Origin of the sequence: Longimicrobium sp., assembly GCF_036399255.1 — a bacterium.
Lineage (GTDB): Bacteria > Gemmatimonadota > Gemmatimonadetes > Longimicrobiales > Longimicrobiaceae > Longimicrobium.
In genome coordinates this window covers 37,417-63,735 of sequence record NZ_DASWNM010000072.1, presented here as the reverse complement: position 1 = coordinate 63,735, position 26,319 = coordinate 37,417, and the positions used below count along the sequence as shown (strand labels likewise).

23 protein-coding genes and 1 pseudogene are annotated in these 26,319 nt (G+C 69.5%); 6 read left to right on the top strand and 18 right to left on the bottom strand.

Annotated elements, in window-relative coordinates:
• Nucleotides 1-96 precede the first annotated feature (96 nt).
• The 4 genes from VGC13_RS11590 to VGC13_RS11575 form a co-directional block, all read right to left on the bottom strand.
• A complete protein-coding gene (locus tag VGC13_RS11590; RefSeq protein WP_331125420.1) occupies nucleotides 97-528 on the bottom strand; it encodes a hypothetical protein in 432 nt (143 codons plus the stop codon).
• Between the two features lie 166 nt (nucleotides 529-694).
• Complete coding sequence (locus tag VGC13_RS11585; protein WP_331125419.1) at nucleotides 695-1,867, bottom strand: DUF2911 domain-containing protein; 1,173 nt, start codon at nucleotides 1,865-1,867, stop codon at nucleotides 695-697.
• Between the two features lie 457 nt (nucleotides 1,868-2,324).
• On the bottom strand, nucleotides 2,325-3,404 hold the full coding sequence (locus VGC13_RS11580) for an aminotransferase class I/II-fold pyridoxal phosphate-dependent enzyme (protein ID WP_331125418.1): 1,080 nt from the start codon (nucleotides 3,402-3,404) through the stop codon (nucleotides 2,325-2,327).
• Nucleotides 3,401-4,747, bottom strand: a complete 1,347-nt coding sequence (locus VGC13_RS11575; RefSeq protein ID WP_331125417.1) for an APC family permease — start codon at nucleotides 4,745-4,747, stop codon at nucleotides 3,401-3,403. The genes VGC13_RS11580 and VGC13_RS11575 overlap by 4 nt, the downstream gene beginning before the upstream one ends.
• Nucleotides 4,748-5,185: 438 nt before the next feature.
• Here VGC13_RS11575 and VGC13_RS11570 point away from each other — a divergent pair, with 438 nt between their 5' ends.
• Nucleotides 5,186-7,450 (top strand): excinuclease ABC subunit UvrA, encoded by a 2,265-nt coding sequence (locus tag VGC13_RS11570; RefSeq protein WP_349264201.1) that lies wholly within the window; start codon nucleotides 5,186-5,188, stop codon nucleotides 7,448-7,450.
• Nucleotides 7,451-8,665: 1,215 nt separating this feature from the next.
• On the opposite strand, the gene VGC13_RS11565 is transcribed toward VGC13_RS11570, so the two are convergent.
• Nucleotides 8,666-9,631 (bottom strand): aldo/keto reductase, encoded by a 966-nt coding sequence (locus tag VGC13_RS11565; protein WP_331125415.1) that lies wholly within the window; start codon nucleotides 9,629-9,631, stop codon nucleotides 8,666-8,668.
• A 218-nt stretch (nucleotides 9,632-9,849) separates the two neighbouring features.
• On the opposite strand from VGC13_RS11565, the gene VGC13_RS11560 reads away from it, so the two are divergent.
• Together VGC13_RS11560 and VGC13_RS11555 are read left to right on the top strand one after the other, a co-directional pair.
• Nucleotides 9,850-11,661, top strand: coding sequence for a DUF885 domain-containing protein (locus VGC13_RS11560; RefSeq protein ID WP_331125414.1), 1,812 nt, complete (start codon nucleotides 9,850-9,852; stop codon nucleotides 11,659-11,661).
• Nucleotides 11,662-11,920: 259 nt separating this feature from the next.
• Nucleotides 11,921-12,511, top strand: coding sequence for a hypothetical protein (locus tag VGC13_RS11555; protein WP_331125413.1), 591 nt, complete (start codon nucleotides 11,921-11,923; stop codon nucleotides 12,509-12,511).
• Nucleotides 12,512-12,599: 88 nt separating this feature from the next.
• On the opposite strand, the gene VGC13_RS11550 is transcribed toward VGC13_RS11555, so the two are convergent.
• From VGC13_RS11550 to VGC13_RS11535, 4 genes are all read right to left on the bottom strand, one after another.
• Entirely contained in the window at nucleotides 12,600-12,812 is a 213-nt protein-coding gene (locus VGC13_RS11550) for a hypothetical protein (protein WP_331125412.1), read from the bottom strand.
• Nucleotides 12,813-12,887: 75 nt separating this feature from the next.
• Nucleotides 12,888-13,220 (bottom strand): hypothetical protein, encoded by a 333-nt coding sequence (locus VGC13_RS11545; protein WP_331125411.1) that lies wholly within the window; start codon nucleotides 13,218-13,220, stop codon nucleotides 12,888-12,890.
• A 90-nt stretch (nucleotides 13,221-13,310) separates the two neighbouring features.
• Nucleotides 13,311-13,508 (bottom strand): hypothetical protein, encoded by a 198-nt coding sequence (locus tag VGC13_RS11540; protein WP_331125410.1) that lies wholly within the window; start codon nucleotides 13,506-13,508, stop codon nucleotides 13,311-13,313.
• A gap of 285 nt (nucleotides 13,509-13,793) precedes the next feature.
• Nucleotides 13,794-14,120: a hypothetical protein gene (locus VGC13_RS11535; RefSeq protein WP_331125409.1), complete on the bottom strand. Its 327-nt coding sequence runs from the start codon at nucleotides 14,118-14,120 to the stop codon at nucleotides 13,794-13,796.
• A 251-nt stretch (nucleotides 14,121-14,371) separates the two neighbouring features.
• On the opposite strand from VGC13_RS11535, the gene VGC13_RS11530 reads away from it, so the two are divergent.
• Nucleotides 14,372-14,671: a hypothetical protein gene (locus VGC13_RS11530; RefSeq protein ID WP_331125408.1), complete on the top strand. Its 300-nt coding sequence runs from the start codon at nucleotides 14,372-14,374 to the stop codon at nucleotides 14,669-14,671.
• 36 nt (nucleotides 14,672-14,707) lie between these two features.
• Here VGC13_RS11530 and VGC13_RS33430 read toward each other — a convergent pair.
• Nucleotides 14,708-15,097, bottom strand: a pseudogene (locus tag VGC13_RS33430) (DUF6602 domain-containing protein); the annotation flags it as partial.
• A gap of 66 nt (nucleotides 15,098-15,163) precedes the next feature.
• On the bottom strand, nucleotides 15,164-16,084 hold the full coding sequence (xerD, locus tag VGC13_RS11525) for a site-specific tyrosine recombinase XerD (protein WP_331125407.1): 921 nt from the start codon (nucleotides 16,082-16,084) through the stop codon (nucleotides 15,164-15,166).
• A gap of 103 nt (nucleotides 16,085-16,187) precedes the next feature.
• Here xerD and VGC13_RS11520 point away from each other — a divergent pair, with 103 nt between their 5' ends.
• Nucleotides 16,188-17,339 (top strand): carboxypeptidase-like regulatory domain-containing protein, encoded by a 1,152-nt coding sequence (locus VGC13_RS11520; protein WP_331125406.1) that lies wholly within the window; start codon nucleotides 16,188-16,190, stop codon nucleotides 17,337-17,339.
• Between the two features lie 686 nt (nucleotides 17,340-18,025).
• Here the strand turns inward: VGC13_RS11520 and VGC13_RS11515 are convergent.
• The 7 genes from VGC13_RS11515 to VGC13_RS11485 all read right to left on the bottom strand — a co-directional run bounded on the left by VGC13_RS11515 (nucleotide 18,026) and on the right by VGC13_RS11485 (nucleotide 24,487).
• Nucleotides 18,026-18,679 (bottom strand): DedA family protein, encoded by a 654-nt coding sequence (locus tag VGC13_RS11515; RefSeq protein ID WP_331125405.1) that lies wholly within the window; start codon nucleotides 18,677-18,679, stop codon nucleotides 18,026-18,028.
• Between the two features lie 212 nt (nucleotides 18,680-18,891).
• Nucleotides 18,892-19,413 (bottom strand): 2-C-methyl-D-erythritol 2,4-cyclodiphosphate synthase, encoded by a 522-nt coding sequence (gene ispF / locus VGC13_RS11510; protein ID WP_331125404.1) that lies wholly within the window; start codon nucleotides 19,411-19,413, stop codon nucleotides 18,892-18,894.
• Between the two features lie 118 nt (nucleotides 19,414-19,531).
• Nucleotides 19,532-20,617: a hypothetical protein gene (locus tag VGC13_RS11505; protein ID WP_331125403.1), complete on the bottom strand. Its 1,086-nt coding sequence runs from the start codon at nucleotides 20,615-20,617 to the stop codon at nucleotides 19,532-19,534.
• A gap of 451 nt (nucleotides 20,618-21,068) precedes the next feature.
• Complete coding sequence (locus VGC13_RS11500) at nucleotides 21,069-21,926, bottom strand: GNAT family N-acetyltransferase (RefSeq protein ID WP_331125402.1); 858 nt, start codon at nucleotides 21,924-21,926, stop codon at nucleotides 21,069-21,071.
• A gap of 118 nt (nucleotides 21,927-22,044) precedes the next feature.
• On the bottom strand, nucleotides 22,045-22,905 hold the full coding sequence (locus VGC13_RS11495) for a surface-adhesin E family protein (protein WP_331125401.1): 861 nt from the start codon (nucleotides 22,903-22,905) through the stop codon (nucleotides 22,045-22,047).
• A 500-nt stretch (nucleotides 22,906-23,405) separates the two neighbouring features.
• Nucleotides 23,406-23,672: a hypothetical protein gene (locus VGC13_RS11490; protein ID WP_331125400.1), complete on the bottom strand. Its 267-nt coding sequence runs from the start codon at nucleotides 23,670-23,672 to the stop codon at nucleotides 23,406-23,408.
• A 263-nt stretch (nucleotides 23,673-23,935) separates the two neighbouring features.
• On the bottom strand, nucleotides 23,936-24,487 hold the full coding sequence (locus tag VGC13_RS11485) for a hypothetical protein (protein WP_331125399.1): 552 nt from the start codon (nucleotides 24,485-24,487) through the stop codon (nucleotides 23,936-23,938).
• 167 nt (nucleotides 24,488-24,654) lie between these two features.
• Here VGC13_RS11485 and VGC13_RS11480 point away from each other — a divergent pair, with 167 nt between their 5' ends.
• Nucleotides 24,655-25,761 carry a carboxypeptidase-like regulatory domain-containing protein gene (locus VGC13_RS11480; protein ID WP_331125398.1) on the top strand — a complete coding sequence of 369 codons (1,107 nt, stop codon included), beginning with the start codon at nucleotides 24,655-24,657 and terminating at the stop codon, nucleotides 25,759-25,761.
• The last annotated feature ends 558 nt before the right edge of the window (nucleotides 25,762-26,319 follow it).

Below are 26,319 nucleotides of genomic sequence, written 5' to 3'. Positions count from 1 at the left end.
ATCGTCATCTGCGGAAAATCACACGCCGCCCCACCGCCGCGCAATGCCGGCGCGGGCGGAGGGGCGGCGGATGACGTGTATCCGGCCCGGCGGCGGTCAGGCGCTCAGGCGGGCCCCGGTGTCGGCGGGCGGCAGCGGGGTGCGGCTCCGCGGCCGCGTACGGACCCGCAGCGCGATGGCCGAGATGGTGAACCCGGCCATCCCCGCGTACATGCTGAGATCCGGGGCTCCGGTCAGCAGCATCCCCACCGCCCCGCCCGCCAGCGTGCCCAGCGTGGTTCCGCCCACGGCCAGCCACAGCGGCACGTGCCGCATCAGCAGCCATGCGGCGAGCGGGCCCAGCGCCGCGCCCACCACGCCTCCGAACCACGCGCCCATCAGCAGAATGGAGGGATCGGACAGCGCGGCGTAGACGCCCTCCAGCTGCATCGCCCAGAGCATCAGCACCACGGCGCCCGCGAGTCCGCCGAACAGCGCCCCCGCCACCGCCAGCCCCGCCGTCACCGCGGCGATCCGAGCGATTCTCATTTTTCCTCTCCGTTGATCATCGAGAGTTGCTGGGGTGATTCCCGACTCCGGCAAAAGATCATTCTCACCCAGAGGCCGCAGAGGCCGCAGAGGGATGCTTTTCTCTGTGGCCTCTGCGGCCTCTGGGTGAGACACTTCTTTTTGCGGACGGCGCGCGGCGGGAGGTCTACCGCACCCGGAAGGGGACGGAGAACTCGGTGTCGTCCCACGACAGGCGCAGCACGCCGGCGTCGCCGCAGTCGGGCTGGGCGCGGATGGTGAACACCTCCACGGGCTCGTCCGTCATCGCGAGGCGCATGCGCACGCGGCCCAGGTCGCGCGTGGCGTCGTACGCGGTGCCGTTCTGGCCCGTCTGGCGGTTGACGATCAGCCAGCCGCCGTTCTCCTCGGGGATGGAGAACAGCGTGTACTCGCCCGCGGGGACTTCCAGCGTGCCCGTGGCGGGGTCGCCCAGCACCAGCGCACGGTCGGTGGTGAAGTGCGTGGCGCGGTTGGCGCCCGTGCGCCACAGCTGCCCCCACTGCACCACGGCGGGAAAGATGTCGCGTCCGCGGCGCACCGGCGTGCCGTAGTCCACCCGAATGTGCGCGCCCGCCACCGTGGCCTCCTCGCGCCCGCGCCCCGACAGCTCGCCGATGCCGCGCCCCTCGCGGTCCGCCTGCGCCCAGCGCGCGGCGGGGGCCTGCACCTCCACCCAGGGCACGCGCGAGACGACGACCTTGCGCGTGGTGCCGGCCGCGTCCAGCGAGACCAGGCGCCCCTGCGCGTCCACCTGCGCCACGGACGGGCCGCGGAAGGGGTGCGTGAGCGTCCATCCCCCGCCCTGCGCCGGCGTGACGGTGTACGCCAGCGGGTTGTTGCCGGAAAGCAGCGGCGCCGCACCCCCCTGGCCTCCCCGGGCACGCATCAGCACCAGCTCGAAGGGCCAGTGCACCAGGTCGACCCACGGCAGCGCGGTGGCCGGCGCCTCCACGCGCCGCGTGGCGACGGAATCGCCCTGCGTCAGTGTACGCGTCCAGCCGCCGTCCGCCGCCTCGAACACTTCCGTGCGCGTGGGCCGCTCGGCGGAGGCGGAGGGATCGAAGCTGCGCTCCTCGAAGCGGCGCATGGTGCCGTCGGGCGCCAGGTCCATCACGTAGCGCCGGTACGTGGTCCGCGGCGAGCGCACCACCGCCTCGGCCGTAATCCGCTCCGGCGTGCGCACCCAGCGCTCCAGCGCCAGCGTGTCGCGCCCCAGCACCGTCACCAGCCCCGCGCTGTCCGCCCGCGCCTGCGCCGCGACGGGCGCGGCGGCCAGGAACGCGGCGGACAGCAGACAGGCGTTCACCATCGCACGCATCGTTCTACTCCTCATACTTCGTTGATTTCGGGTCGATGAGCGGGCTGCAATCTGCGGTCCGGGCTTTCCGCGGCACAAGCGGGGCCAGCCGCGGTCGCCGGCGTGCCAGGCTATTCGATGATCTTCCCGCAGGCAGATCCACCAGCGCTGTCATTCCGAGGCCCGGCCACGCCATAGCTTGCTTTCACACCAGGGGTTGCAGGGCCGAGGAATCTACTGTCGGATTTGCTGGAGGGCAGACGCGGTAGCCGTGCCTGCTTCGCGGCTATGACACGGGCGGACAGGGCCAGTGCCGGAGCGGTGCGGCGGGGCACCAGCAGCAGACAGTAGATTTCTCAGTCGGCGCGCAGGAGTTCGTGCGAGCTGATGGTGCGGTGTGGCGCCTCCTTCGAAATGACAGACGGGCGCGAGCGCAGGGGATTTTTAGACACACTCTCACAGTTCGCGGCGTCGGCGTTCAGGACAGCGCGTCCAACGCGCGGCCGAGCCGGTCCAGCCCCTCCGCTAACGTTGCTGGGTCCACGCCGAGGCCGATGCGGACGTGCTCCGGCATGCCGAAGAAGCGGCCCGGGACCACGGCGGTCTCGTATCGATCGATCAGCAGCGCGCAGAGCGCATCCACGTCGCCGCCGGTGACGCGCGGAAAGCTGACAGTGCCGTGCGCGTGCTCCATCGCCTGCAACTGGGGATGCGCGGCGTAAAAGGCGTTCAGTGCGGCGCGGTTGGCATCCAGCAGATTGCGGGAGCGGGCGGCGATGGCGTCCAGGTCCTGGAACGCGGCCAGGCTCAGCCGCTCCGCCGCGTGCACGCCGATGTTGTTGAACAGCTCCGTCAGCCGCCACATCCGCCCCGCCAGCTCCGGCGCAGCCAGCACCCATCCGCAGCGCAGGCCGTTGAGCCCGTAGACCTTGGTCAGGCTGTTGGTGGAGATGAAGGTCGGCCCCAAGTGAAACGCGGTGCGCGGGGCGGATTCCCACAGGCTGTCCAGGTACACCTCGTCCACGATCACCCGCGCGCCCACCCGCCCCGCCAGCGCGCCGATCTCCCGCAGCGCGTCCCGGTCCGCCGGCGCGCTGCTGGGGTTGTGCAGGTCGGTGATGACGACGGCGCGCGTCCGCGGCGTGATCGCCCGCTCCACCTCAGCCGGATCCAGCCGAAAGCCGTCCTCCGCGCGCCGGGCGAAGTGGCGCACCTCCGCGCCCAGGTACCGCGCGACGGTGATCAGCGGCTCGTAGGTGGGATGCTCGATCAGCACCTCGGCCCCCGGCTGGACGAGCGCCGCCAGCGCCAGGTGGTTGGCCATCGACGCGCCCATCGCCGCCACCACGCAGGACGCATCCACCCGGTACCGGTCCGCGATCGCCTGCTGAAGCGGCGCCCAGCCGTACGCGCCGGTGCCGCTGATCTCCAGGTCGTCCAGGACGACGGGAAGCTCGCGCAGCGGCAGGTAGGGCACGCCGCTGGAGGTAAGGTCGAAGCGCGCCGGCCCGCGCGTCTTGGCCCAGCGCAGGTACTCGCTGCCGTGGACGTCCATCATGCCGCCCGCCGGCGCCAGAGCAGGTAGACGGGAAGGCCGGTGAGCATGATCCCCAGCCCGATGGCGCTGTCCACCGGCGCCGCCAGCACGGTGCTGACGACGATGAGCGCCGCCGCGGTGATGAACAGCGCCGTGGTGAGCGGATGGCCGGGGACGCGCGACACGCCGTCGTCCGCATCCCCGCCCCGTCGGCGGAAGAGGAAGATGGCGCCCGCCGTCAGGCCGAAGAACACCCAGTCCACCGCCACCACGTAGCTCAGGATCTGCTCGTACGTGCCGGTAAGGGCGATGAGCAGCGACAGCACGCCCTGCAGCACCACGGCCACCACCGGCGCCCGCGTGGTGGGATGCACCCACGCCACGCGGCGAAAGAACAGCCCGTCCGCCGCCATGGCAAAGTAGACGCGCGGCGCCGTCAGCATTCCCTGGCTCAGGAATCCCAGGGTGCTGATGGCGATGCCGGCGGCGATGATCGTGGCGCCCGTCTGGCCGAACGCCAGGCGCATCACGCTGGACGCGGGGGTGGTGGTCGCCGCCAGACCTTCCGCGCCCAGCGCGTGGATGCACGCCAGCGTAACGCCCACGTACAGCGCGATCACCCCCAGCACGCCGATCAGCAGCCCGCGCGCCAGGTCCCGCCGCGGGTTGCGCATCTCGGCCGCCACGAAGCTGGCCGTCTGCCATCCGCCGTACGAGAACATCACCGGCGTCATCGCCGCGCCAAAGGCCAGCAGCAGGCTTCCGGAGGGCGCCGCCCGGGCCGCCGCCGGCGCCGCATCCTCTGGCCCGGCCACGAAGAACAGCCCCGCGGCCACCAGCCCCAGGATCGCCAGGATCTTGAGCAGCATCAGCCCGTTCTGCACCGTGCTGCCCGAGCGCACGCCCAGGCAGTTGACCGCCACCAGCAGCGCGATCCCCAGCCCCGCCACCACCGGCTCGGCCAGCGGAACGTGCGTCACCTCGCGAAAGTAGCGCGCAAAGGTCACCGCCACGGCCGCCATGCCGCCCGTCTGGATGACCAGCAGCAGCGCCCAGCCGTAGACGAACGCCACCGCGGGGTGGTAGGCGTCGCGCAGGTAGGCGTACTGCCCGCCCACCTGCGGGCGCCGCGCCGCCAGCTCCGCGTACACGAACGCGCCCGCCAGCGCGATGAGCCCGCCCGCGAGCCACGCGGCCACGATGAGCGCCGGCGTGTGCACCTGGCGCGCGACCACGTACGGCGTAACGAAGATGCCGCTGCCCACGATGCCGCCCATCACGATCATCGTAGCGTCGAACAGCCCCAGCCTGCGGGCCAGCTGCGGCGCGCCGGTCGGCGTGGATGCGGAGTGTGGCTGCGTCACGGGATGGAGGCGGGGTGCGGGCGGGACGGCGGATGGTGGACCTGGAGGATGCGGAAGAATCTGGCGGGCGCGGCGGCACGGCAAGGGGTTCCGCGCGCGCCGCCTCAAGCACACGGGTTGAAACCCGTGGCTGGAACGGCCATAAGCCCCGCCCAAGGCTCGCAAAGCTCGCCAGGCGGGGCTTCACCTACACTCTGCAACGCGCAGAGAACCTGCCTGGAACCCCGAGCTTTCCAGTCTGCGAAGGCGGACTTCGTGTGGTTGTTGCAGCGAATCCATTCGCCCTTGCAGCCCCTCGCAGCCCTTCCCCGCCCTCGCAAAACACCCCGCCATCCATTTCCTTCCGCACCCCCACCCTCGCTCTAGCCCGCTTCCAGTGATAGCTTGCAGGCCCCTCTGGCCCCCGCGCGGGGCCGTGATCCCTTCCGGAAAAGGTGCATCGTGAGCGAGTTCATCGAGATCCGCGGCGCCCGCGAGAACAACCTGAAGGACGTGTCGCTCCGCATCCCCAAGCGAAAGATCACCATCTTTACCGGGGTGTCGGGGTCCGGAAAGTCGTCGATCGTGTTCGACACCATCGCCACCGAGGCGCAGCGGCAGCTGTTCGAGAACTTCAGCATGTTCGTGCGCAACTTCCTGCCCAAGTACCCGCCCCCCGAGGCCGACGCCATCGAGAACCTGAGCATGGCCGTGGTGGTGGACCAGAAGCGGCTGGGCGGCGGGTCGCACTCCACGGTGGGCACCATCACCGACATCTACACCGCCCTGCGGCTGCTGTACTCGCGCGTGGGGCAGCCGCACGTGGGCTACAGCAACGCATTCTCGTTCAACGACCCCGAAGGCATGTGCCCGGAGTGCAACGGGCTGGGCCGAAAGCTGGGCGTGGTGAGCGACGACTTCCTGGACCTGGAAAAGTCGCTGAACGAGGGCGCGGTGCAGGTGCCGCTGTTCGCCGGCTGGGAAGCCAGCGCGTACCCGGCATCCGGGTTCTTCGACAACGACAAGAAGATCAAGGACTTCACGCCCGAGGAGATGGACCTGCTGCTGTACGGCAAGGACCGCAAGTTCAAGATGCAGTTCGGCGGCAGCACGATGAACGTCACGTACTCGGGGATCATCGAGAAGATCGAGCGCGCGTACATCCGCCGCGACCTCAAGACCCTCTCCGAGCGCACGCAGAAGGCGGTGGCGCCCTACATCCGCCCGCAGCCGTGCCCGCTTTGCAAAGGCGCGCGGCTCAGCCAGGCGGCGCTGGCGTGCACGATCGACGGACGCAACATCGCCGAGCTGGCGGCGATGGAGATCGGCGAGCTGATCCCGTTCATCCGCGGCATCGAGGGGGCGGAGGCGGCGCCGATCGTGGCCACGCTGGTGGACCGGCTGGGGCACGTGGCCGGCATCGGCCTGGACTACCTGACGCTGAACCGCGAGACGGACACGCTTTCGGGCGGCGAGTCGCAGCGCATCAAGATGGTGAAGCACCTGGGCAGCAGCCTGGTGGACGTGATGTACATCTTCGACGAGCCCAGCGTGGGGCTGCACCCCCGCGACGTGCACCGCCTGAACGAGCTGCTGCAGAAGCTGCGCGACAAGGGGAACACGGTGCTGGTGGTGGAGCACGATCCCGACGTGATCCGCGTGGCGGACCACGTGGTGGACGTGGGCCCGCACGCGGGAAGCGCCGGCGGCCGCATTGTCTTCGAAGGCCCGTACGCGGAGCTGCTGGAGGCCGACACGCTCACGGGGCGCTACCTGCAGCGGGCGCTCCCCATCAAGACGGAGGTACGCACGGCGACGGGCGTGCTGCCCATCCGGAACGCACGCGCCAACAACCTGCGGGACGTCAGCGTCGACATCCCGGCTGGCGTGCTGACGGTGGTGACCGGCGTGGCGGGATCGGGGAAGAGTTCGCTGATCAACGAGGCGTTCCTGCGGCAGCACCCCGAGGCGGTGGTGATCGACCAGTCGGCGGTGGGCACGTCCACGCGCTCAAACCCCGCCACCTACACGGGGGTGATGGACGACGTGCGCAAGGCGTTCGCGGCGGCCAACAAGGTGGACGCGGGATTGTTCAGCTTCAACAGCAAGGGGGCGTGCGAGAACTGCAAGGGCACGGGCGTCATCTACACCGACCTGGCGTTCCTGGACGGCGTAAAGACGCCGTGCGAGGTGTGCCAGGGGCGGCGCTTCAAGGACGAGGTGCTGGCGTACACGCTGGACGGCAAGTCCATCTCGGACGTGCTGGCGCTTACGGTGGCGCAGGCGCTGGAGTTCTTCTCCCGCAAGGAGATCGTCCGCCGGCTGCAGGCGATGAGCGACGTGGGGGTGGACTACCTTACGCTGGGGCAGCCGCTGAGCACGCTCTCCGGCGGGGAGTGCCAGCGGATCAAGCTGGCGAGCGAGCTGCACAAGAAGGGGAGCATCTACGTGCTGGACGAGCCCACCACGGGGCTGCACATGTCCGACATCACCCACCTGCTGGCGATCATGAACCGTCTGGTGGATGGCGGAAACAGCGTGATCGTGATCGAGCACAACCTGGACGTGATCCGCAACGCAGACTGGATCATCGACCTGGGTCCCGAAGGCGGCAACAAGGGCGGCCGGGTGGTCTTTGAAGGCACGCCGATGCAGCTGCTGGACTGCGCGGAGTCGCTGACGAGCCGCTACCTGCAGCCGGAGGGCGAGCTCGCGGCGGCGTGAGGGGGGATGATTGCCATATGCGAGCACTGACTTCCTGAGGGAGCGCCCGCGCAGGCCCGGATGACTGCACTCAGGTGTGCGGGCGACCGAAGGACCTCCTCTCGGGCTGCTCGGAGCCGGTCTTCAGCCACGGTGCGCGGCCCCTGCGAGAGCGGGTGAACCCGCCGCAACAAGAGCGGAAAGCCCCGCACAGCCGCTTCGCGGCCGTGCGGGGCTTCACCTGCTCGCGTGGGCCGGGTCCCAGCCTCGGCGGAAGACCCGTCGCAATGCAGGCGAGATCCTTCGGTCGGCGCGCCGGCCAAGGCGGCGGCGGACGGGATTGCGCGGCGCCTCTCTCAGGAAGTCACGGCGGGTTTGTCGGCGCGGAACGGGCTTCGAGCAGTCGGAACGTAGATTCCTCATCGGCGCCAGAGGATTGTGCGAGGAGCCGGTTTCGGTGCGGCGCCTCCTTCGGAATGACAGATCGCGGCCAGGGTTGAGGCGGCACAACCACAATCTGTCATTCCGAGGCCCGGCCGCGCTGAATCATCTTCTCGCGCCGACCGTTGCAGGGCCGAGGAATCTACTCTCCGCTGCCTCAAGGCTGGATGCGGCAGCCCGCGCAAGATCCGCGGCTACTCCATCTTCGGACCAAGCCGAATGCGGTGGTGTCGGATGCCAAACGAGCCGCCCGCGACGCGGCACGACGGCGGGTTACGAGAACTCCGAGAGTAGATTCCTCAGTCGGCGCCAGAGGGTTGTGCGAGGAGCCGGTTTCGGTGCGGCGCCTCCTTCGGAATGACAGAGCGAGGCCAGGGTTGAGGCGGCACAACCACACTCTGTCATTCCGAGGCCCGGCCGCGCTGCATCGTCTTCTCGCGCCGATGGTTGCAGGGCCGAGGAATCTACTCTCCGCTGCCCCGAGGCTGGATGCGGCAGCCCGCGCAAGATCTGCGGCCACTCCATGTTCGGACCAAGCGGAATGTGGTGGTGTCGGATGCCAACGAGCCGCCTGCGACGCGGCACGACGGCGGGTTACGAGACTCCGAAAGTAGATTCCTCAGTCGGCGCCAGAGGATTGTGCGAGGAGCCGGTTTCGGTGCGGCGCCTCCTTCGGAATGACAGATCGCGCCGCCGCGTCAGGCCCTGACGTTCCCTGACGCGGCGCCGCGATCACTTCATCCCGCTATTCCCTATTCCCTATTCCCTGTTCCCTGTTCCCTATTCCCTCCCCCGCTATTCCCCGCCCCGCAGCGCCTCGATGCGCGCGATCTCCTCGTCCGAGAGGCGGAAGTCGCCGCCGCCCATCACGCCCTGCACCTGCTCGGCCGAGCGGGCGCCGACGATGGCGCCGGTGACGGAGGGAAGGCGCAGCGTCCACGCGATGGCCACCTCGCCCGCCGAGCGACCGTGCGCCTCGCCGATCTCCCGCAGCGCGTCGGCGATGGCCAGGTTGCGCGACAGCCGCGGCTCCTGGAACTCCGGGTTCCGCCGCCGCCAGTCCGACTCCGGGAAGTTCTCGGCCCGCTCACGCGTCATTCCGCCCGTCAGCAGCCCGCTCCCCATCGGCGAGTAGACGATGGTGCCGATGCCGTTCCGCTCGCAGAACGGCAGGATCTCGCGCTCCACCTCGTCGTTGATCAGCGAGTATGGCGGCTGCAGCGAGGTCACCGGCGCGATCTCCTGCGCCATTTGCAGCTGCGGCACGTTCCAGTTGCTCACGCCGATCCAGCGCACCTTTCCCTCGCGCTGCAGCTCCGCCATGGTGCGCCACCCCTCGGCGTCCTCGTCGGGATCGTTGGGCTCGGTGGGCCAGTGGATCTGGTACAGGTCGATGGCATCCACCTTCAGCCGGCGCAGGCTGGCCTCGCACTCGCGGCGGATGGAGTCGCCGCGCAGCGTCTTGACGACTTCCGCGTCGTCGTCCCACACCAGCCCGCACTTGGTGAACACGTACGGGCGCGATCCCGACCACCCCTCCACCGCGCGCGCCACCACCTCTTCCGAGTGCCCCAAGCCGTACACCGCGGCGGTGTCGATCCAGTTGACGCCCATGTCGAGCGCCTTGTGGATGGCCTCGACCGACTGGTCGTCGTCCTGCGGCCCCCACGCAAAGGCGTACCCCGTTCCGCCGATGGCCCACGAGCCGAAGCCGATGGGCGTGATCATCAGGTCGCTGTTGCCCAGCTTTCGCGTCTGCATCCTGCCCCCGTCATCCCTCTGAAGTGCGTCCCCGGCTCCGCGTGAGCCGGCCGGGGCGCCGCCTGCGTGATCCGTGCCCCGCATCCGGACAGCGCAAACCCTCTGCAGCCGTGCGACGACTCTGGCGCGGAGCTCGCGGGTTGCTGAACGCGGCGGGAGGTGCGAATATTTTCGCACACCACCGGGAGACGGGACGAGACCCTGTACGGAGACGATTCGTGAAGAAGTACCTTCCCATTGCGGCGGCCTGCATGCTGGCCGCCGCCTGCGCGCCGCAGCAGGCCGACGTCGGCGCCTCCGCCGCGCCGGCGCCGGCCATGGCGGCGGACGCCAACCAGCGGCTGGACCAGCTTGCCGAGGCCTACTTCGAGGCGGGGCTGGCGCTGAGCCCCACGGCGGCCACCTCCATCGGCGACAACCGCTACAACCACCTGTACACGGCCGGGTTCAGCCCCGACATCCGCGCCCGCGAAAGCGCGCTGGTGGCGGAATACCTGGGGCGGCTGCGGGCCATCGACCGCGCCGCGCTGGACGAGGAGCACCAGCTTACCTACGACGTGTTCCGCTGGGACCTGGAAAGCTCGCAGCGCTCCGACCAGTTTCCCGGGCACCTGGTGCCGCTGAACCAGTTCTTCAACTTTACCGCAGGGTTCGTGGGGATGGGCGCCGGCACCGGGCTGCACCCCTTCCGCACGGTCAAGGACTACGAGGACTTCCTGTCGCGGATGCAGGGGTTCCAGAAGGTGGTGGACGACGCCATCGCCAACATGCGCGAGGGAATGGCCACCGGCGTGGTGCAGCCGCGCGTGCTGATGGAGCGCGTGCTGCCGCAGCTTTCGGCGCACGTGGTGGACGATCCCACCACCAGCCTGTTCTGGGGGCCCATCACCAACCTGCCCGCCGAGTTCACGCCGGCCGAGCGCCAGCGGCTGACGGCGCAGTACGACCAGGCCATCCGCCAGATCATCGTCCCCACCTTCCGCAAGCTGCACGACTTCGTCCGGGACGAGTACATGCCGCGCACGCGCACCACCGTGGGCCTGTCGGCGCAGCCCAACGGCCGTGCGTGGTACGAGCACCAGGTGCGCGCCGTCACCACCACCGACCTTACGCCCGAGCAGATCCACGAGATCGGCCTGTCGGAGGTGGCGCGCATCCACCGCGAGATGGAGACGGTGATCCGGCAGGTGGGATGGCAGGGCGACCTGAAGTCGTTCATGCGCCACATGCAGACGGAGCCGCGCTTTCACTACACCACGCGCGAGGAGATGCTGGCGGACTACCGCGGCGCCCAGGCGCGCATCGACGCGTCCACGGACCGCCTGTTCGACCTGAAGCCCAGGGCCAACTACGAGATCCGCCCGGTGGAGCCGTTCCGCGAGCGCAGCTTCAGCGGCGGATCGTACCAGGCGGCCAGCCTGGACGGCTCGCGCCCCGGCGTGTTTCACCTGAACACCTACGATCCGCCGGCCCGCCCGCGCTACGGCATGGAGTCGCTGCTGATGCACGAGGGCTCGCCCGGCCACCACTTCCAGATCTCCATCGCGCGCGAGCTGGAGCACCTGCCGCGCCTTCGCCGCTTTGGCGGGTTCACGGCGTACTCCGAGGGATGGGGGCTGTACGCCGAGACGCTGGGGCGCGAGCTGGGGCTGTACCAGGACCCGTACCAGTACTTCGGCTACCTGTCGTCGGAGCTGTGGCGCTCCATCCGGCTGGTGCTGGACACGGGGATCCACGCCAAGGGGTGGACGCTGGAGCAGGCCATCGCCTACGCCCAGGAGAACTCCGCCAACAGCCTGACCAGCACGACGAGTGAAGTGGAGCGCTTCTCGGCCATCCCCGCGCAGGGGCTGGCGTACAAGGTGGGCGAGATGAAGATCACCGAGCTTCGCCGCCGGGCCGAGGCGGCGCTGGGCTCGCGCTTCGACATCAAGGCGTTCCACCGCCAGATCCTGGAGAGCGGCGCGCTGCCACTGGACGTGCTCGACGACAAGATCGACCGCTGGATCGCCGCCCAGCTGCGCGCGTGATTCACAGTTCGTAAAAGACTGGCCTCACACGGAGTCAACGGAGTCAGCGGAGTTTGTTCGAGGCGGCTCCGCCGGCTCCGGAGTGAGTCGAGATCAGGTGGGATGATGGAAAGGGAGCGCCGCCAGCGATGGCGGCGCTTCTTCATCATGCGGCTGCCCGGCAGAGCTTATGCAGTGTGGGGAAGCAACCGCGAAGGGGGGAGCCATGTCAGATCATGTAGCACCGCAGGCCGCAGACGCGCCGCCACGCCGCAAGCCGTTGCTGGACCGGGTGAACGTCCTGGTGGCAATCTTCACCGGGTTGGTCGGATGCGGCATCGGCATCGCCGGCGTTCACCTCACGCACACCGACAATACAGAGCAAAAGAAGCTCGGTGACGCGCAGGTGATCCTGCAGTCGGCAAAGGAGTTCGGGAAGGACGATCCTGAGGTCGTGAAACCGGTGGTCAGGGGCTTGCGAGCCGCGGGGCAGCACGATGCCGCCGAAACCCTGCACGCCGTGGCCGAGCAGAATGCCCGCGCACGACCGAAGCTCGCGCCTGTCATCCTCCCGCGGCACCGCGACTCCGCGGAGGCCCTGCTCGCGCAGCTCGAGCATCAACTGAGAAAACAGCCCGCAATTCCACGAAATCTGGTCGCCCGCTCGGACGGCGAACCAGCGGGAGAGCCGCGGATCGAGATCCTTCCCATCCTGCCGGGTTCTGAAACGGCCATCCTTCCAGGCGGGGAAAGGGTGAGCCGCTCCGGCTCCGGCAGGCTCATGGAAGATCGGTACGGGAACCTGATCTGTGTCGGAAGCGGCTGCGGTGGGTCCGAGGGCTGCTGCCGGTTCGTCATCGATCCCCACTGATTGTGGCGAACACATCCAGGTGAACCGCGCGATTCAATGAGGAGCGCCGCCAGCGATGGCGGCGCTCCTGTTCATGGTGGGGGCTCGATCAGGCTTGGGAGGATGCGTACAGCGCGATCAGGGAGCCGATCCCCAGTCCGATCGCGACCCCGCCCAGGAACCCGTCCATCGCGTGCGGCAGCGGGGCGAACGGGGTCTGCTGCAGCAGCGAGAGAGCCACCGCGATGATGGCCAGCACCATCATGAACCGGATGCGCGGGTCGATGGGGAGGCCGTTGTCCGGGTCGGGGGACGAACTCATGTTCGCGCAGGTGGTAGTCGGGCGATCAGCGGAACGGAATCCGGCGCCATCATTGCCTGGCGGCAGTGGCCGCGATCAAGAGGACGGCGCGGAGCTCTGCGAAGGCTGCCACCGTCTCGCCGCAACGAGACTGCTTCCCAGCCCGGAGGCCGCCCAAAGGCCTCCGACCGCCGCCGGAACCGTCCAGATCCTGAAGCCCGGCCAGTTCGCTTCGTAAAGCGCCGTGAGCAGGAACACCACGACGGTCAGCACGTCCTGAACGAGCCAGACCTTCCCGTCGCGGCGTGCGCTCCAGGCCAGCGCCGCATACAGCAGTGCCGCCGCCGCCCAGCCACTGGTGAAAGCAATCCGCTCGGCATCCGGGCGGACGAGGGCCGAGGGCACGACGAACGGCGCCGCAACCGCCACGATTCCATAGTACCACGTCCTCCACCACCTGCGCACGCGAACACTGTTCACTGGTCAGTCCTGTGAGAGTCTGCAATGAATGGATGGCGGTCAAACGCCTTCATACCAGGTGAAGTGCGGATCGAAGCCGCCACGCTCCGCATAGTAGCGTGCGGCGCGAAGCACCGCCTCGACGTCGAAGCACACGTGCCGTGCCGGGGCCGCGTACCCCTGGTCGCTCTCCCAGACCTCCACCTCCTCTCCGCCCTGCTCCGGAAAGTGGAGCCGCCGCTCGAAAGATCCGTCCACGTTGCCCGCGACCCAGTATGCTCCGCGGCCACCCATCACCTGAAAGACCTCGTCTTCGGAGAGGTCGTGGGTGCGCTTCGTCCGTGGTGGGCCACAGGAACAGGAACGGAAAGCGGTTCCGGTCCAGGCGCCGGATGGCGGATTCGATGTCGGACCAGGCCTCGACGCGCACCTTCTCCGAGCGCCACGGCTCCCTGTTCTCCGGATACTCGATGAACTCCAGCACCTTCACGTGCATGTGTCCTCCGATGAAGCGGCATCCGGCACCCGCCGACTGGTGCGATCCTACATCTCCCACGGCAGTTCGTCCAGGAACCCGCTGTCGCCCGCGGTGAAGCGCAGGAACAGGGCGAGCGTGGCTTCGCGCGTAAGCGGATGCCGGAGGACCAGGACGGCCGGGCCGCGCTCGAACGACAGGTAGAACTGGCCCTCGTCCTCCGGCTTCATGAACATCTCGGTGGCCGCCGCGGCGCCCAGCACGTCGCCCGCGGCCGATTGCACGTCGATGGAGGTCCCGTACCACAGCTCGGGCTGGTAGAAGGCGGCGCGGATCGCCTCGGGGGTGGCGGGATCCACCACCGTGTCTTCGTCTGCCTGGATTACCAGCCGCATCCTACGCCCGCGGGTGGAAGGACTTGTGGGTCTGGTGCAGGAAGCTGCGGTCCACGTGGGTGTAGATCTGTGTGGTGCTGATGTCGGCGTGGAGGACAAATCTACCGCAACCCGTTTACCGGGATTGCGCCAAGATCCGTGTCATGCGGCCGGCCCGATTCGAATCCAGAGAAACCCGGTCGGCGAAGAGCACTTCGCGATGGGTCGTAGAGTACCGAGAGAATGCCTGTCAGCAACATCTGTAAGCCCCAATGATGCTCATCAGCCCGATGGTCAATCCCGACGAAGCTCGCGCCGGTAACTGGGTCGCCAATTGGCCGCTTCTTGAAGACGCTAGCTTCGCGCAGAGTGCCGACGTAACCCACTATATCGTCAAAAGTGGGGAGGGTAAGATTTGCATAGACCTTTGCGACTTCAGCAAAGATCGATTCGCTGAGTGTCCGCGACGCTGCGAAATCTTTGGCCGTAACGCTCGCGATGCCAAGGAACGGCCCACGTATCGGCTGATCAGAGGCATCAAGGCATCTGCACATTCGGGCAGCCGCGCGTAAGGCGATGCATTCTGGTCCGACATCAGCCGGCCTTAGGTGTTTTTTAACTGAGATGATAGCGATTACTCCTTCGGGCGGTACAATCACGTTGTCTGCGAACCTCTGGAACACCGGATAGTTCGCGCTGTCATAAACAATGATATCTAACTGCGTCGAGTGAGAGTCCTTCGTACCCCGGCGCTCACGTCCGTCCTACCCTGTTTTCACTGCTGGTCGCATGATGAATCCGCTCGTCACTTCGAGGGATGTCGGTAAGACTTTCCTCAAGTAGGTGCGGACAAGCGACTCTACATACCGGCCATCTTCTCCTCGATGCGCCGCCCCATCTGTAGTCTTGTGCGGTACCAGCTTGGCAAATTGTTCGTAGGTTGTAACAAGCGCTTGGACTTCCGAGCCGAGGTGCTCTCGGACCCGCGATCCATCCATTGCTTTCTTTGCCATTGCAGTCGAGTTCAGTTGAGAGCTCTGTACGGTGCGTACAAAATGAATGACCTACGCCCGCGGGTGGAAGGACTTGTGGGTCTGGTGCAGGTAGCTGCGGTCCACGTGGGTGTAGATCTGCGTGGTGCTGATGTCGGCGTGGCCCAGCATCTCCTGCACGGCCACCAGGTCCGCGCCGCCTTCCAGCAGGTGCGTGGCGAACGAGTGGCGCAGCGTGTGGGGCGTCACGCGCTTCTCGATCCCCGCCCCTTTCACGTGTGCCTGCAGGATCTTCCACACGCCCATTCGCGTCAGCGGGCCGCCGCGCGCGTTCAGGAACACGCGCCCGTCCGTCTTGCCCCGGTCCAGCCGCGGCCGCGTTTCGCGCAGGTAGATGGACAGCGTTCCGATGGCCCGCCGCCCGATGGGCACCAGCCGCTCCTTGGCGCCCTTGCCGTAGACGCTGGCGAACTCCTCGTCCAGGTGCAGGCTGCGCAGGCGCAGGTCCGTCAGCTCGCTCACCCGCACGCCGCTGGCGTAGGCGAACTCCAGCATGGCCCGGTCGCGCCAGGCCAGCGGGTGCGACAGGTCCGGCGTCTCCAGCAGCTTCGCGATCTCGTCCACCGACAGCACGTCGGGAAGCCGCTTCCACGCCTTGGGGGTGTCGATGCGCTCGCTGGGGTCCGCCACCACCATGTTCTCGCCCAGCAGAAAGCGGAAATACGTGCGGATGGCGGCCAGGTTGCGCGCGATGGACGACGGCGCCAGCCCCAGGTCCTTCAGCAGCAGGATGAACTTGCGCAGGTCCGCCGTGGTGACGTCGCCGGGCTTGGTCCTGCCCTGCCCCCGCGCGAACTCCGCCAGCCGCGCCACGTCGTGCTCGTACGCCTCGAGCGTCTTGTCGCTCAGGCCCCGCTCGAAGCGCAGGTGGTCCAGGAACGTCCCCACCGCGAACGCCATCGGCGGCGCGGGCTTCTCAGCGGGTGCGGCCACGGCGCCTGCGGGGGTTTCGGTTGATGTCCATCGTCAGAATCCGTTCGCGCCCGTTCGTTGTGGGATGACCCCGCACGCCCCACCCGCCCGCCAGGAGCGATCCATGCGCCCGATCCGCCATCGATCCCCGTTTTTCCTGACCCTCGCCGCGCTCCTGGGGCTCGCCCTGGTCCCCGCGCGTACGAATGCGCAGACGGTGCACGGGCAGGTGGTCACGGATGATACGGGTGAGCCCGTGCCCGGCGCGATGGTGGTGCTGGCGGCCCCGGGCGGCGCGCGGCACGGCGCGACCATCGCCGACTCGCTGGGCCGGTTCCGCATTACCGCCCGCGCGCCGGGCACCTTTACGCTGGCGGCCGAGCGCGTGGGCTACGGCTCGCTACGGCCCGACACCGTTACCCTGGCCGCCGGGCAGACCGTGGAGCGGCCGCTGCGCGCCGGCGCCCGCCGCGTGACGCTGCCGCCGGTCACCGTGCAGGCGCGCAACCGCTGCGAGGGCCGGGTGGAGGCCAATCCGTACACCGCCCTGGTGTGGGAGGAGGCCCGCAAGGCCCTGGCCGCCGCCGTGCAGCTGGAAGACGACGGCTACCACTTCTGGACCGAGGTACAGCGGCGCGAGGTGCGCCTGCGCGACCTGGGCGAGATGAACTCCCACGGATGGGTCTTCACCAGCAGCGGCAGCCCGTTCGCCACCCTGCCGGCGGAGCGGGTGGTGGACGGCGGCTACGTGGCGTTCCAGGGAGACTCGATCGTGCTGTACGGCGTGGGCCCGGCCGTGGTGCTCTCGGAAGACTTCCGGCGCCGCCACTGCTTTGGCCTGCGCGACGGCGGCGCAGAGCACGTGGGGCTGGAGTTCGTCCCCCTGCGCACCGGCGGGCGGCCGGACGTGCGCGGCACGCTGTGGATCGACCGCGCCACGGGCGAGCTGCGGACGCTGGAGTTCACCTACACCGGCCTGGAGTTCCGCGGGCCGGCCGAGCGGCTGGGCGGAGAGCTGCGGTTCATCCGGCTGCCCAGCGGCGCGTGGATCGTGTCGGAGTGGGTCGTCCGCGGGCCGCTGCTGCGCCGCAGCACCGACGCGCTGTTCTCCCAGACGTCCATGTCGCGCTTCCGCATCTGGGCGCTGCGCGAGACCGCCGGCCGCGTGCTCAGCATCCAGCCCCCCGACGGCGCGGGCGTGCGGCTGCAGGAAGGGCCTTCCCCATCCCCCTCCACCCGCCGGCCGCCCTCGGTGTTCGGCCGCAGGACGGATTGACGTCCGCGCGGGAGGGATGGAGGGGAGGGAGGCTCGGCGACGGGCATCGAGCTGGCGCCGGCGGGGGTGCCCCTCCCCCGGCCCCTCCCCGTTCGTTCCTCACGGAGAGGGGAGGATTCGATCCCGCTGCGGAAGGCCCTGCGAGAGAGGCACGCTCCCTCCGGGCTCGCATTACTCGCCCACCTCCCCCAAAAACCCTGGGGGAGGTTGAACTTCGATGCTGCTTCGATCCCTCCACGCGGCGGGCACCCGCCCCAACCCCACACCCGCCTGTCCGCGAAGGCGGACTTCGTGTGGTTGTTGCAGCGAATTCATTCGCCATTGCAGGCCCCGACGGATCGCAACCGCTGGTCTGGAGGCTCGGCGACGGGCATCGAGCTGGCGCCGGCGGGGTGCCCCTCCCCCGGCCCCTCCCCGTTCGTTCCTCACGGAGAGGGGGAGAATTCGGTCCCGCTTCGCACGGTTCTGCGCGAGAGGCACGCTCCCTCTGGGCTCGTATTACTCGCCCACCTCCCCCAAAACCCCAGGGGGAGGTTAAACTTCGATGCTGCTTCGATCCCTCCACGCGGCGGGCCCCAACCCCACAACCGCCTGTCCGCGAAGGCGGACTTCGTGTGGTTGTTGCAGCGAATTCATTCGCCATTGCCGGCCCTTGCCCCTCGCCCCAGCCCTTACCCGCCCCCCGCTCAATCCTTGTCCGGCTCCGTCAACTCCTCGACGACTTCTTCCTCGCCGCGCGTTTTCCACCACCACCACGCCACGCCGGCGAACAGGATGACGGCCGCGATGGCCAGCCAGCGGCCGGATGCTTCGACCGTCGCACGGATCTGCTCCCAGTTGCGGCCGGCGGTGGCGCCCAGGTACACGATGAGGCCGTACCACAGCCCCGACGCCAGCGCGATGGGGAACGCCGCGCGAAAGAAGGTCATTCCGCTGGTGCCCGCGAAGATGGGGACCACCGCGCGAAAGCCCGGCAGGTAGCGGCTGAAGAAGATCACCTTGCCGCCGTGCTTCTGGTACAGCTCCGACAGGCGGCGCATCTGCCTGGGCTGCAGCAGCATGCGCCCCAGCCTGCCCGAAAAGAAGGCCGTGCCGTAGCGGCGCCCCACCCAGTACATCAGCAGCGCCGTGCCCACGTTGCAGATCCACACCACCAGGAACGACAGGATGGGATCGGTGACGCCGCGGCCGGCCAGAAAGCCGCCCGTGAGCGCCACCACGTCCGCCGGCACGGGGGGAAAGATGTTCTCGAGCCCCGCCATGGCGCCGATCACCACGTAGACAAGGGCCTCCGGCAGCCCCTCCATCCACGCGATCAGCTGGTCGATCAGTCCTCCCATGCCCTCACCGGTAAAGAGAAGTGCGTGAGTGCGTTAGTGCGTGAGTGCGGGAGTAGATGAATCGTGCCTCGCGCTCCGCCGTTCCCGATCCCACCATCATTCCATGCAACCGCCCCGCCCGCTACCTTCGCACTCACGCACTCACGCACTCACGCACTCACGCACTCACGCACTCACGCACTCACGCACTCACGCACTCACGCACTGTCAGTTCAAAGGCTGGCGTCGCGCCGGTGCCGCGCGTGCAGGGCGTCGATGTCCTCCAGGCTGTCGATCAGGGCCACGGCAAAGGCGGCAATTCCCTCGCCACGGCCAATCCACCCAAGCCCCTCGTTGCTCTTGCCCTTGATGCTGATGTGGCCGGGCCCAATCCCCAGCACCGACGCCAGGCGCTCCTGCATGGCCTGCGCGTGCGGGCCGATCTTTGGCGCCTCGCACACCACGGTGACGTCCACGTTGACCACCTGGTAGTTGCGGCCCTCCAGCAGGCGCACCACGCGCGCCAGCAGCTGCAGCGAGTCGGCATCCTTCCACTGCGCGTCCGTGGGCGGAAAGTGCCGGCCGATGTCGCCCAGGCCGGCGGCGCCCAGCAGCGCGTCGGTCACCGCGTGCGCCACCGCGTCGGCGTCGCTGTGGCCGTCCAGCCCCCGCTCGTGGGGAATGTCGACGCCGCCCAGGATGAGCCTGCGCCCCTCGGCAAAGCGGTGCGAGTCGTAGCCGTGGCCAATCCGCATGCACAACCCGGGTGGATGGATGTGAAAACGCGCGCCGCCACCGGGCCGAGTGCCCGGTGGCGGCGGTACGATACGGGGGCGACCGGCGGTGCGGCAACCGTCCGCCCCCGCGTGGATGTCAGCTCTCCGCTGCGCCGGCGGCGGCGCGCACCGGCTCGGCCTGCTGCACGCGCATGGACGTGCACTCCACGTGGACGATGACGCCGGTGACGCGCACCTGCTCGCCGGTTCCCGCGAAGCGCCGCAGCACGCTCTCCGGGCGCCCCTTCGCCGACAGCCGCAGCCGCTGCTCGCCCTCGGGCGTCTGCGTCACCAGCTCGTACTCGGCGCCGTCCTGGCAAAAGCTGATCTCCTCGGCCAGCACCTCCACCGTGCCCTGCAGCGTGGTGGTGGCCTCGCCCGGCGCCGGCTGGCCGGCGGCGTCCGCCATCTCGCGGGTGGAGGCGCGGACCGGCTCGGCCTGCGCCACGTGCATGGACGTGCACTCCACCGTGCGGATGACGCCGGTGACGCGCACCTCTTCTCCCGTCCCCGCGAAGCGCCGCAGCACGCTCTCCGGGCGTCCCTTCGCGGACAGCCGCAGGCGCTGCTCGCCCTCGGGCGTCTGCGTCACCAGCTCGTACTCCGCGCCGTCCTGGCAAAAGCTGATCTCCTCGGTGAGCACTTCCACCGTGCCCTGCAGCGTGGTGGGCGCCTCGCCCGGCTCCCCGCCCGGCTGGCCGCCGCCGGTCGGCGCGGCGTCGTACACGTCCATCCGCTCGCACTCCACGGTGCGGATGTATCCCGAAACCGTCACCGCCTGCCGGGTGCCCGCGGCGTCGGCCAGCACGCGCTCGGCGTCGGGGTTGGTGGCCTTCAGGCGCAGGCGCTCCTCGCCGCCGCGCGTCTGCGACACCAGCTCGAACTGCGCGCCGTCCTGGCAGATGCTGACCTGGTCGCGGATGTCCTCCACCAGCCCGGTGCGCGAGGTGGGGACCTCGTAGACCGGCTCGTCGCCCGCGGTGCCGAGCTCCCGGCTGGCCGGCGCCTGCGTCACGGCGTAGATGCGCACCGTCACCGAGTTGACGATGCCCTGCACGCCATCGATGCTGGCCAGGCGCCAGGGCACGCCGTGGCCGGCCTGCCCGATGGCGTCGTCCAGCGCTTCCTGGAGGTTGCCGGTGACGGAGGTTCCCGTGAAGACCTGCTGGTTGGGCTTGCTCATTGTCGAAGTTCCCGTTGTGATGATGATGAAGATCCGCCGCGGCCACCCGCCGCGCGGAGTCTCGCAAGCTGCCGATGGATCGCGCCCGGACGGCGCGGGTCAGTGCCGATGACTGCCAGGTAAAGATGCTTCCATTCCCCTCAGGTATTTTCCCCAACCGATCTGTTAAATGGCACTGGCCCGCCCATCCGGCCACTCCCATCCAGCGGGCATCGGAACGTTGTGGTCCCGCTCCGGTGCCGCGCCTGCCTCCTGTGGCAACGGGTGGACCGCGACGGCACAAAAGGCGTTCAAAACTCCCAGGCTGCTGCCATCAAAGGACTTGCAGGCCGGTACTTGCGGATTTTCGAGAATCCTGTTGAGCGTGGCATGCAGGCCTCAGTTGGGACACACGGTTACCAGTTTTGTCCTCAACGTCGCGGTTCCCTATCGACCCGGTTGCGCGCCAGGCTCACCCGCCCAGCTCCAGCCGCATCTCGAACTGGCTGATCTCCTGCCGCGTCCAGCCGGCGCGGGCAAAGAAGCCGGGCGCCAGCGCTTCGGGGACGATGGCGACGGCCTGCCACGGCTTCTCCGGGAACGCGGCTGCCAGCGCGCGCAGCATGCGCGTGCCCCAGCCCTGGCGCCGATGGGCGCGCGGGACCACCAGCGCGGAAAGCGTCAGCGTCTCCGCCTGTGGGTTGGCGACCATCGCGTACGCGTGGGCCCGCAGCGCAAAGGCGCGGGCGGGCGCGGTGGCGGCGGAGAGCGTCTCCGCCGCCAGCTGCCACGGCAGCTCCGGCTCGCCCTCGACGTGCGCCACGCGCGCCAGCTCCAGCGGATCCACCTCCCGCAGCGCGTCCGCCGGGCCCTCCCCCTCCCCCTCCCCCGGCGCCGCGCGGTAGCCCACCAGCCGGCGCGTCCGCTGGAATCCAAGCGACTCGTAGAGCTTCACGGCGGGCGTGTTCTGCTCGATCACCTCCAGCAGCAGCGTACGGTCGCCGCGGGCGCGGGCCTCGGCGATGGCATCCCGCATCACGCGCCGGCCCAGCCCGCCGCCGCGCGTGTCCGGCGCCACCGCCATTCCGCCCACGCGGCTGGTCCATCCGCGCCGGCAGATGAACAGCACCGCCACGTCCGCTTCATCGCGCTGGTAGATGCGGCTGGCGAACGGGTCCAGGTGCTCGCTTCTGAAGCGCCGCTCCCACGACTCCGCCGTGGTGCGCACGGGGACGACGTATCCCTGAAAGCAGTGCTCCATCGCCGCCGCGGCGTGGGCCGCGGTGACTTCGGCGACGGGTCGGGCGATCAGGTCGTTCGGTTCGGACACGAGAGGCCGATCGGATGGGGGAGATGCGGGGATCACGGGTGCAATGTACATCTTCGGCTCCCCCGCGAAAAAGGCGGCCCTTTGCGCGAGAGGCCGCCTTTCATCGTGGTCCGCGAGCTTACCGGCGTTCAGCGGCGCGGCAGACGGCGGTGATGATCTGCTCGCCCACGCTTTCGGGTGGGATGGGGATCCACTCCGAGGGCTCGGATGGGGTCTCGGTATGCACCAGCTGGTTCCGCAGCTGGTACGTCGCCGCGCCCACGCGAAAGCGCCGCGCGCCGCAGTCGTAGTCGATCTGGTGCAGCTCCATGTCGTGGTCCACGGGGTCGGCCTGCAGCTGGGCGTAGTCGTCGCGCAGCCACACGCGGAACACGCGGCTTCCCATCGCCTGCACCGTGGCGCGGTCGAAGGCCGTGCGCTGCGCGGGCCTCTGCAGCGCGACCACCCAGCGCTCGTCCAGCGCCGGGTACTCCACCGGCCCCGACGCGGCGTCGATGCGGCGCTGGATCTCTTCCTGGTAGCCGGGGCCGGCGTACTGCGCGGACACGAACCGCAGGCCGTTGTCCGTCTCGCCCAGGGCCACGGAGAAGGTGGTCCCGTCGCTGTGCCAGGCGGCCATCCCCTCCTCCGCCTCGTCCGGCTCGCCGAGGGATTCCGTCCAATCCTGCACGGTCTGGTCGAACAGCCCGTCCACGTTCTCGCTGGTCGCGACGATGCGGATGCCGACCAGCCGGTCGCCGGCGAACGAGGCCATGGCCAGCACGTCCTGGTTCTCCGGGTCCGTGTACACGACCTCGCCCTCGTCGGGGGAATAGTCCTCCTCCAGCCGAAACCCCTCCGCCTCCAACTGGCGGCTGGTGGTCTGGAAGTCGCTGCCCCACGCGATGTCGCGGTACACGAAGCCCTGCGCCGCGAGCGGCACCGCGGGCGCGAACACCGCCAGCAAGGCGAACGGCAGAATTCGAAGGATGGACGGCACGGGAACTCTCCGGGCGGGCGGGAACTGCACGCAGCTGCGGGGGCGGAACAAGATACACGAACCGGGGATTTCGTCCATCCCGGCCCCCCGGCTTCGATCCGCCAAGGCCTGCAAGGGCGAATGAATTCGCTGCAACAACCACACGAAATCCGCCTTCGCGGGCTGGCGGATGTGGGACAGGGTGGGTGCCTGCCACGTGGCGGGATCGAAGGAGCATCGACGTTCAACCTCCTCCAGGGGTTTTGGGGGAGGTGGGCGAGTAATGCGAGCCCGGAGGGGGCGTGCCTCTCGCGCAGGACCCTCCGAAGCGCGATCGAATTCTCCCCTCTCCCCGAGAACGAGGGGGGAGGGGCCGGGGGAGGGGGCCCCCGGCGGACGCAGTGCGATCCTCGTCGGCGAGCCCCGATCCCGCGGCACCCCGCCAGAGGAAACGGAAAAGGCGAGCCCCCGGGTCTGGAGGGGCCCGCCTTATCATCGTCCTGCGCGTTGGGATCCGCGGGTCAGCGGCTCCGGCTCACCTCCCGCGGCGCCCGGATCCGTCCGGGGGCCACCACCAGCCTGCGCGGCCGGGTGAGGGTGCGCACCAGCCCCAGTGTCAGCAGGACCAGCGCAAGCGCGCCGGCCGCGACTTCGGGGCGTCCCAGCAGCAGCGCCAGCACGGACGCCACCAGCAGGGGCAGGGTGTGAAGGAGGGTGATTCCCCAGGCGCTCGCGCGGTCGCGGCGGGCCGGGGCCGAAAGCCGGTACAGTCGTTCTCGATCGTCCATCGTTCGGGTCGTGTTGCCGGCGCGCGGTCCACGGGCCGCCCCAAAAGCAGGCCCCGCCAGCAGATTGTCAGTGTCGTCGGCAGGAACCTGTACGGCGGGTTGCGCGCGTGGGCCGGGCTGCCAGGACCGCGGGAAGACGCGCCCGTGCGGGCGGCGCCTTCGTCACCACCCCCGCGCACGCGGACGCGCGGCGGAGAGGGGACGGAATCATGATACCCTCGCCACCCCTCCGGGTTCAAGACCCTTGTGACGAGCGGCGCACGTCAGCGGGGCGCGGCGGGCACCGGCGCGGCGCACCAGGGCCACCCGCGCGCCCGTGGTTCGACGACCTCGGCCGGCCGGCCCCGCCCCCCGATGCGCGCGGCCCCCGGCGGGGTGCGGCGCATCGGCTCCGGGCCCTCGTCCTCCGCCTGCATCTCGCACGCAATCCGCCGCTGCTCCTCGGTGAGCACCTCCTGCACCAGCAGCCCGGCGGCGCGGTTGTTCCGGGCCATGGTCTCCAGCACGGGAATGGTGCGCTGCCACTCGGCGCTTCCCGGGCGCGGCCGCTCGCCCGCCGCGCCAATGCTGTTGCGCAGCGAGTCGTTGGCCGAGGCAAGGCGCATGGCGATGGAATCCAGCGTGGTCACCTGCGCGCCCGTCAGCCGCAGCCGCTGGCGCTCGCCGATGAGGCCGCGGATGCTGGGCGTGCCGCCGCCGCCCACGTCCAGCACCACGGGCCTCTGCCCCGCCGGCGCGGGGCCGCTCTCCGGCTCCGGCGGGGCGCCGCACGCGGCCAGCGCCAGCACTCCCAGCATCAGCACCGTCCGTCTCACGCGGGCCTCCCGTCCGTCAAGGTGAAATCGATCCCTGGATGCACTCCCGCACTCCTCCGCAAACCCGTTGCCTGCGTGTCAGAATCCCTCCGTGACCGTACGTTACCGTCGACGGCCCCGGCCGGTCCATCCCCCGCCCTTTCCGCCCCACGCACGGAGTTCATCCCATGCTCCTGCCCTCCCGCCCGCCCCGCGCCGTCCGCATCGCCCTGGCGCTCGTGCTGCTGGCGGCGCCGCTGCACGCCCAGTCGGTCGCCGGGCGCGTGGTGGAGGCGGAGACGGGCGAGCCGGTGCGCGGCGCCGTCCTGCGCCTGTGGGACGCGAACGGGCGGGGCGTGGCCGCGGTTCTGTCGGATGCGGAGGGGCGCTACCGCCTGACGGCCCCGGCGGCGGGCACGTACCAGCTGCGCGTGGAGCGGGTGGGCTTTGCCACCGCCGCCCCGTCGATGGTGACGCTGGAGGCGGGCCGGACGCTGCGGCACGAGGTGCGGGCGGCGTCGCGGCGGGTGGTGCTGGAGGCGGTGGAAAGCCGCACGGTGCGCCGCCGCTGCTCCGCCCCGCCGCGGGACGGCGCGGTGGCGGCCACGGTGTGGGACGAGGCGCGCAAGGCGCTGGCCCAGGCGGCGCTGGCGGCGGAGAGCGGCGACTACTGGTTCCGCTCGCAGCTGCTGGAGCGCCACACGGCGCTGAACGGCAGCCGCGTGCACGCGGAAAAGACGCGGGAGGTGGTGACGCAGGGCAAGCCCTTTCGCTCCGCCTCGGTGCAGGAGCTGGTGTCGGGCGGATACATGGTGCTGGGCGGGGACCGGCTGGAGCTGAAGGGGGTGGATGCCACGGCCATCCTCTCCGACGAGTTCGTGCGGCACCACTGCTTCGGGCTGCGCGCGGCGGGGCCGGGGCAGCCGGGGATGGTGGGGCTGGAGTTCGTGCCGCTACGGGGGCGGGTGCTGCCGGACGTGCGCGGGGTGCTGTGGCTGGACCGCGCCACGGCGGAGCTGCGCTACGTGGAGTACCAGTACACGGGGCTGCGCTTTCGTGGGCCGGTGAACCGGCTGGGCGGGCGGATGGACTTTCGGCGCCTGCCCAGCGGCGCCTGGGTGCTGTACCGCTGGCTGATCCGCGCGCCCCTGCTGCGCAGCGACCACGAGGCGGAGTTCGCCATGAGCTCCATGCGCCGCTTTCGCATGTACGCCATCACCGAGCAGAGCGGCAAGGTACTGGAGATCCGCACCAGCGACGGCGCCACCGTCCCCCTGGGCGACGATGGCCGATGACTCGCGGCGGCCGGCACTGCGGACCGCCCTGGATCCGCTGAAAACAGGGTCTGTCATTCCGAGGCCCGCCCGCGCCGTCGCCCGCCGAACGCGCCGCCGGTTGCAGGGCCGAGGAATCTACCGTCGGCCTCCTGGAGGCCTGACGCGGCAGCCCGCGCGATCGCCGCGGCAACGAAACCGCAGACAGGGCCCGTCCCCGGGCGTCGCGACGCGCCACGAGGAAACAGAAGGCAAATCCTTCGGTCGCGCGCAGGCGGTTGCGTGGCTTATGGCTGCACGTGGTGCGCTCCCTCAGGAAGTCACCGCCTCGTTATGAGCTTGTGCGCAGGATCCTCTCCTCAAGATGACATGCCCACGATTTGACTTCCTGCGGGAGGCGCCGCGCCGCGACACGCTCGTACGAAAGGGTCTGGCGCCGACTGAAGGACCTCGCCGGCAGAACTGAGGGGCTGGATTCCGAGCACGGGAGCCAGCCCCTCGCCAGTCATTGGCCACACCCGCGCTGTCATTCCGAGGGAGCGCACACCCGGCACCTTGTCTGACCACGAAATCTGGCGC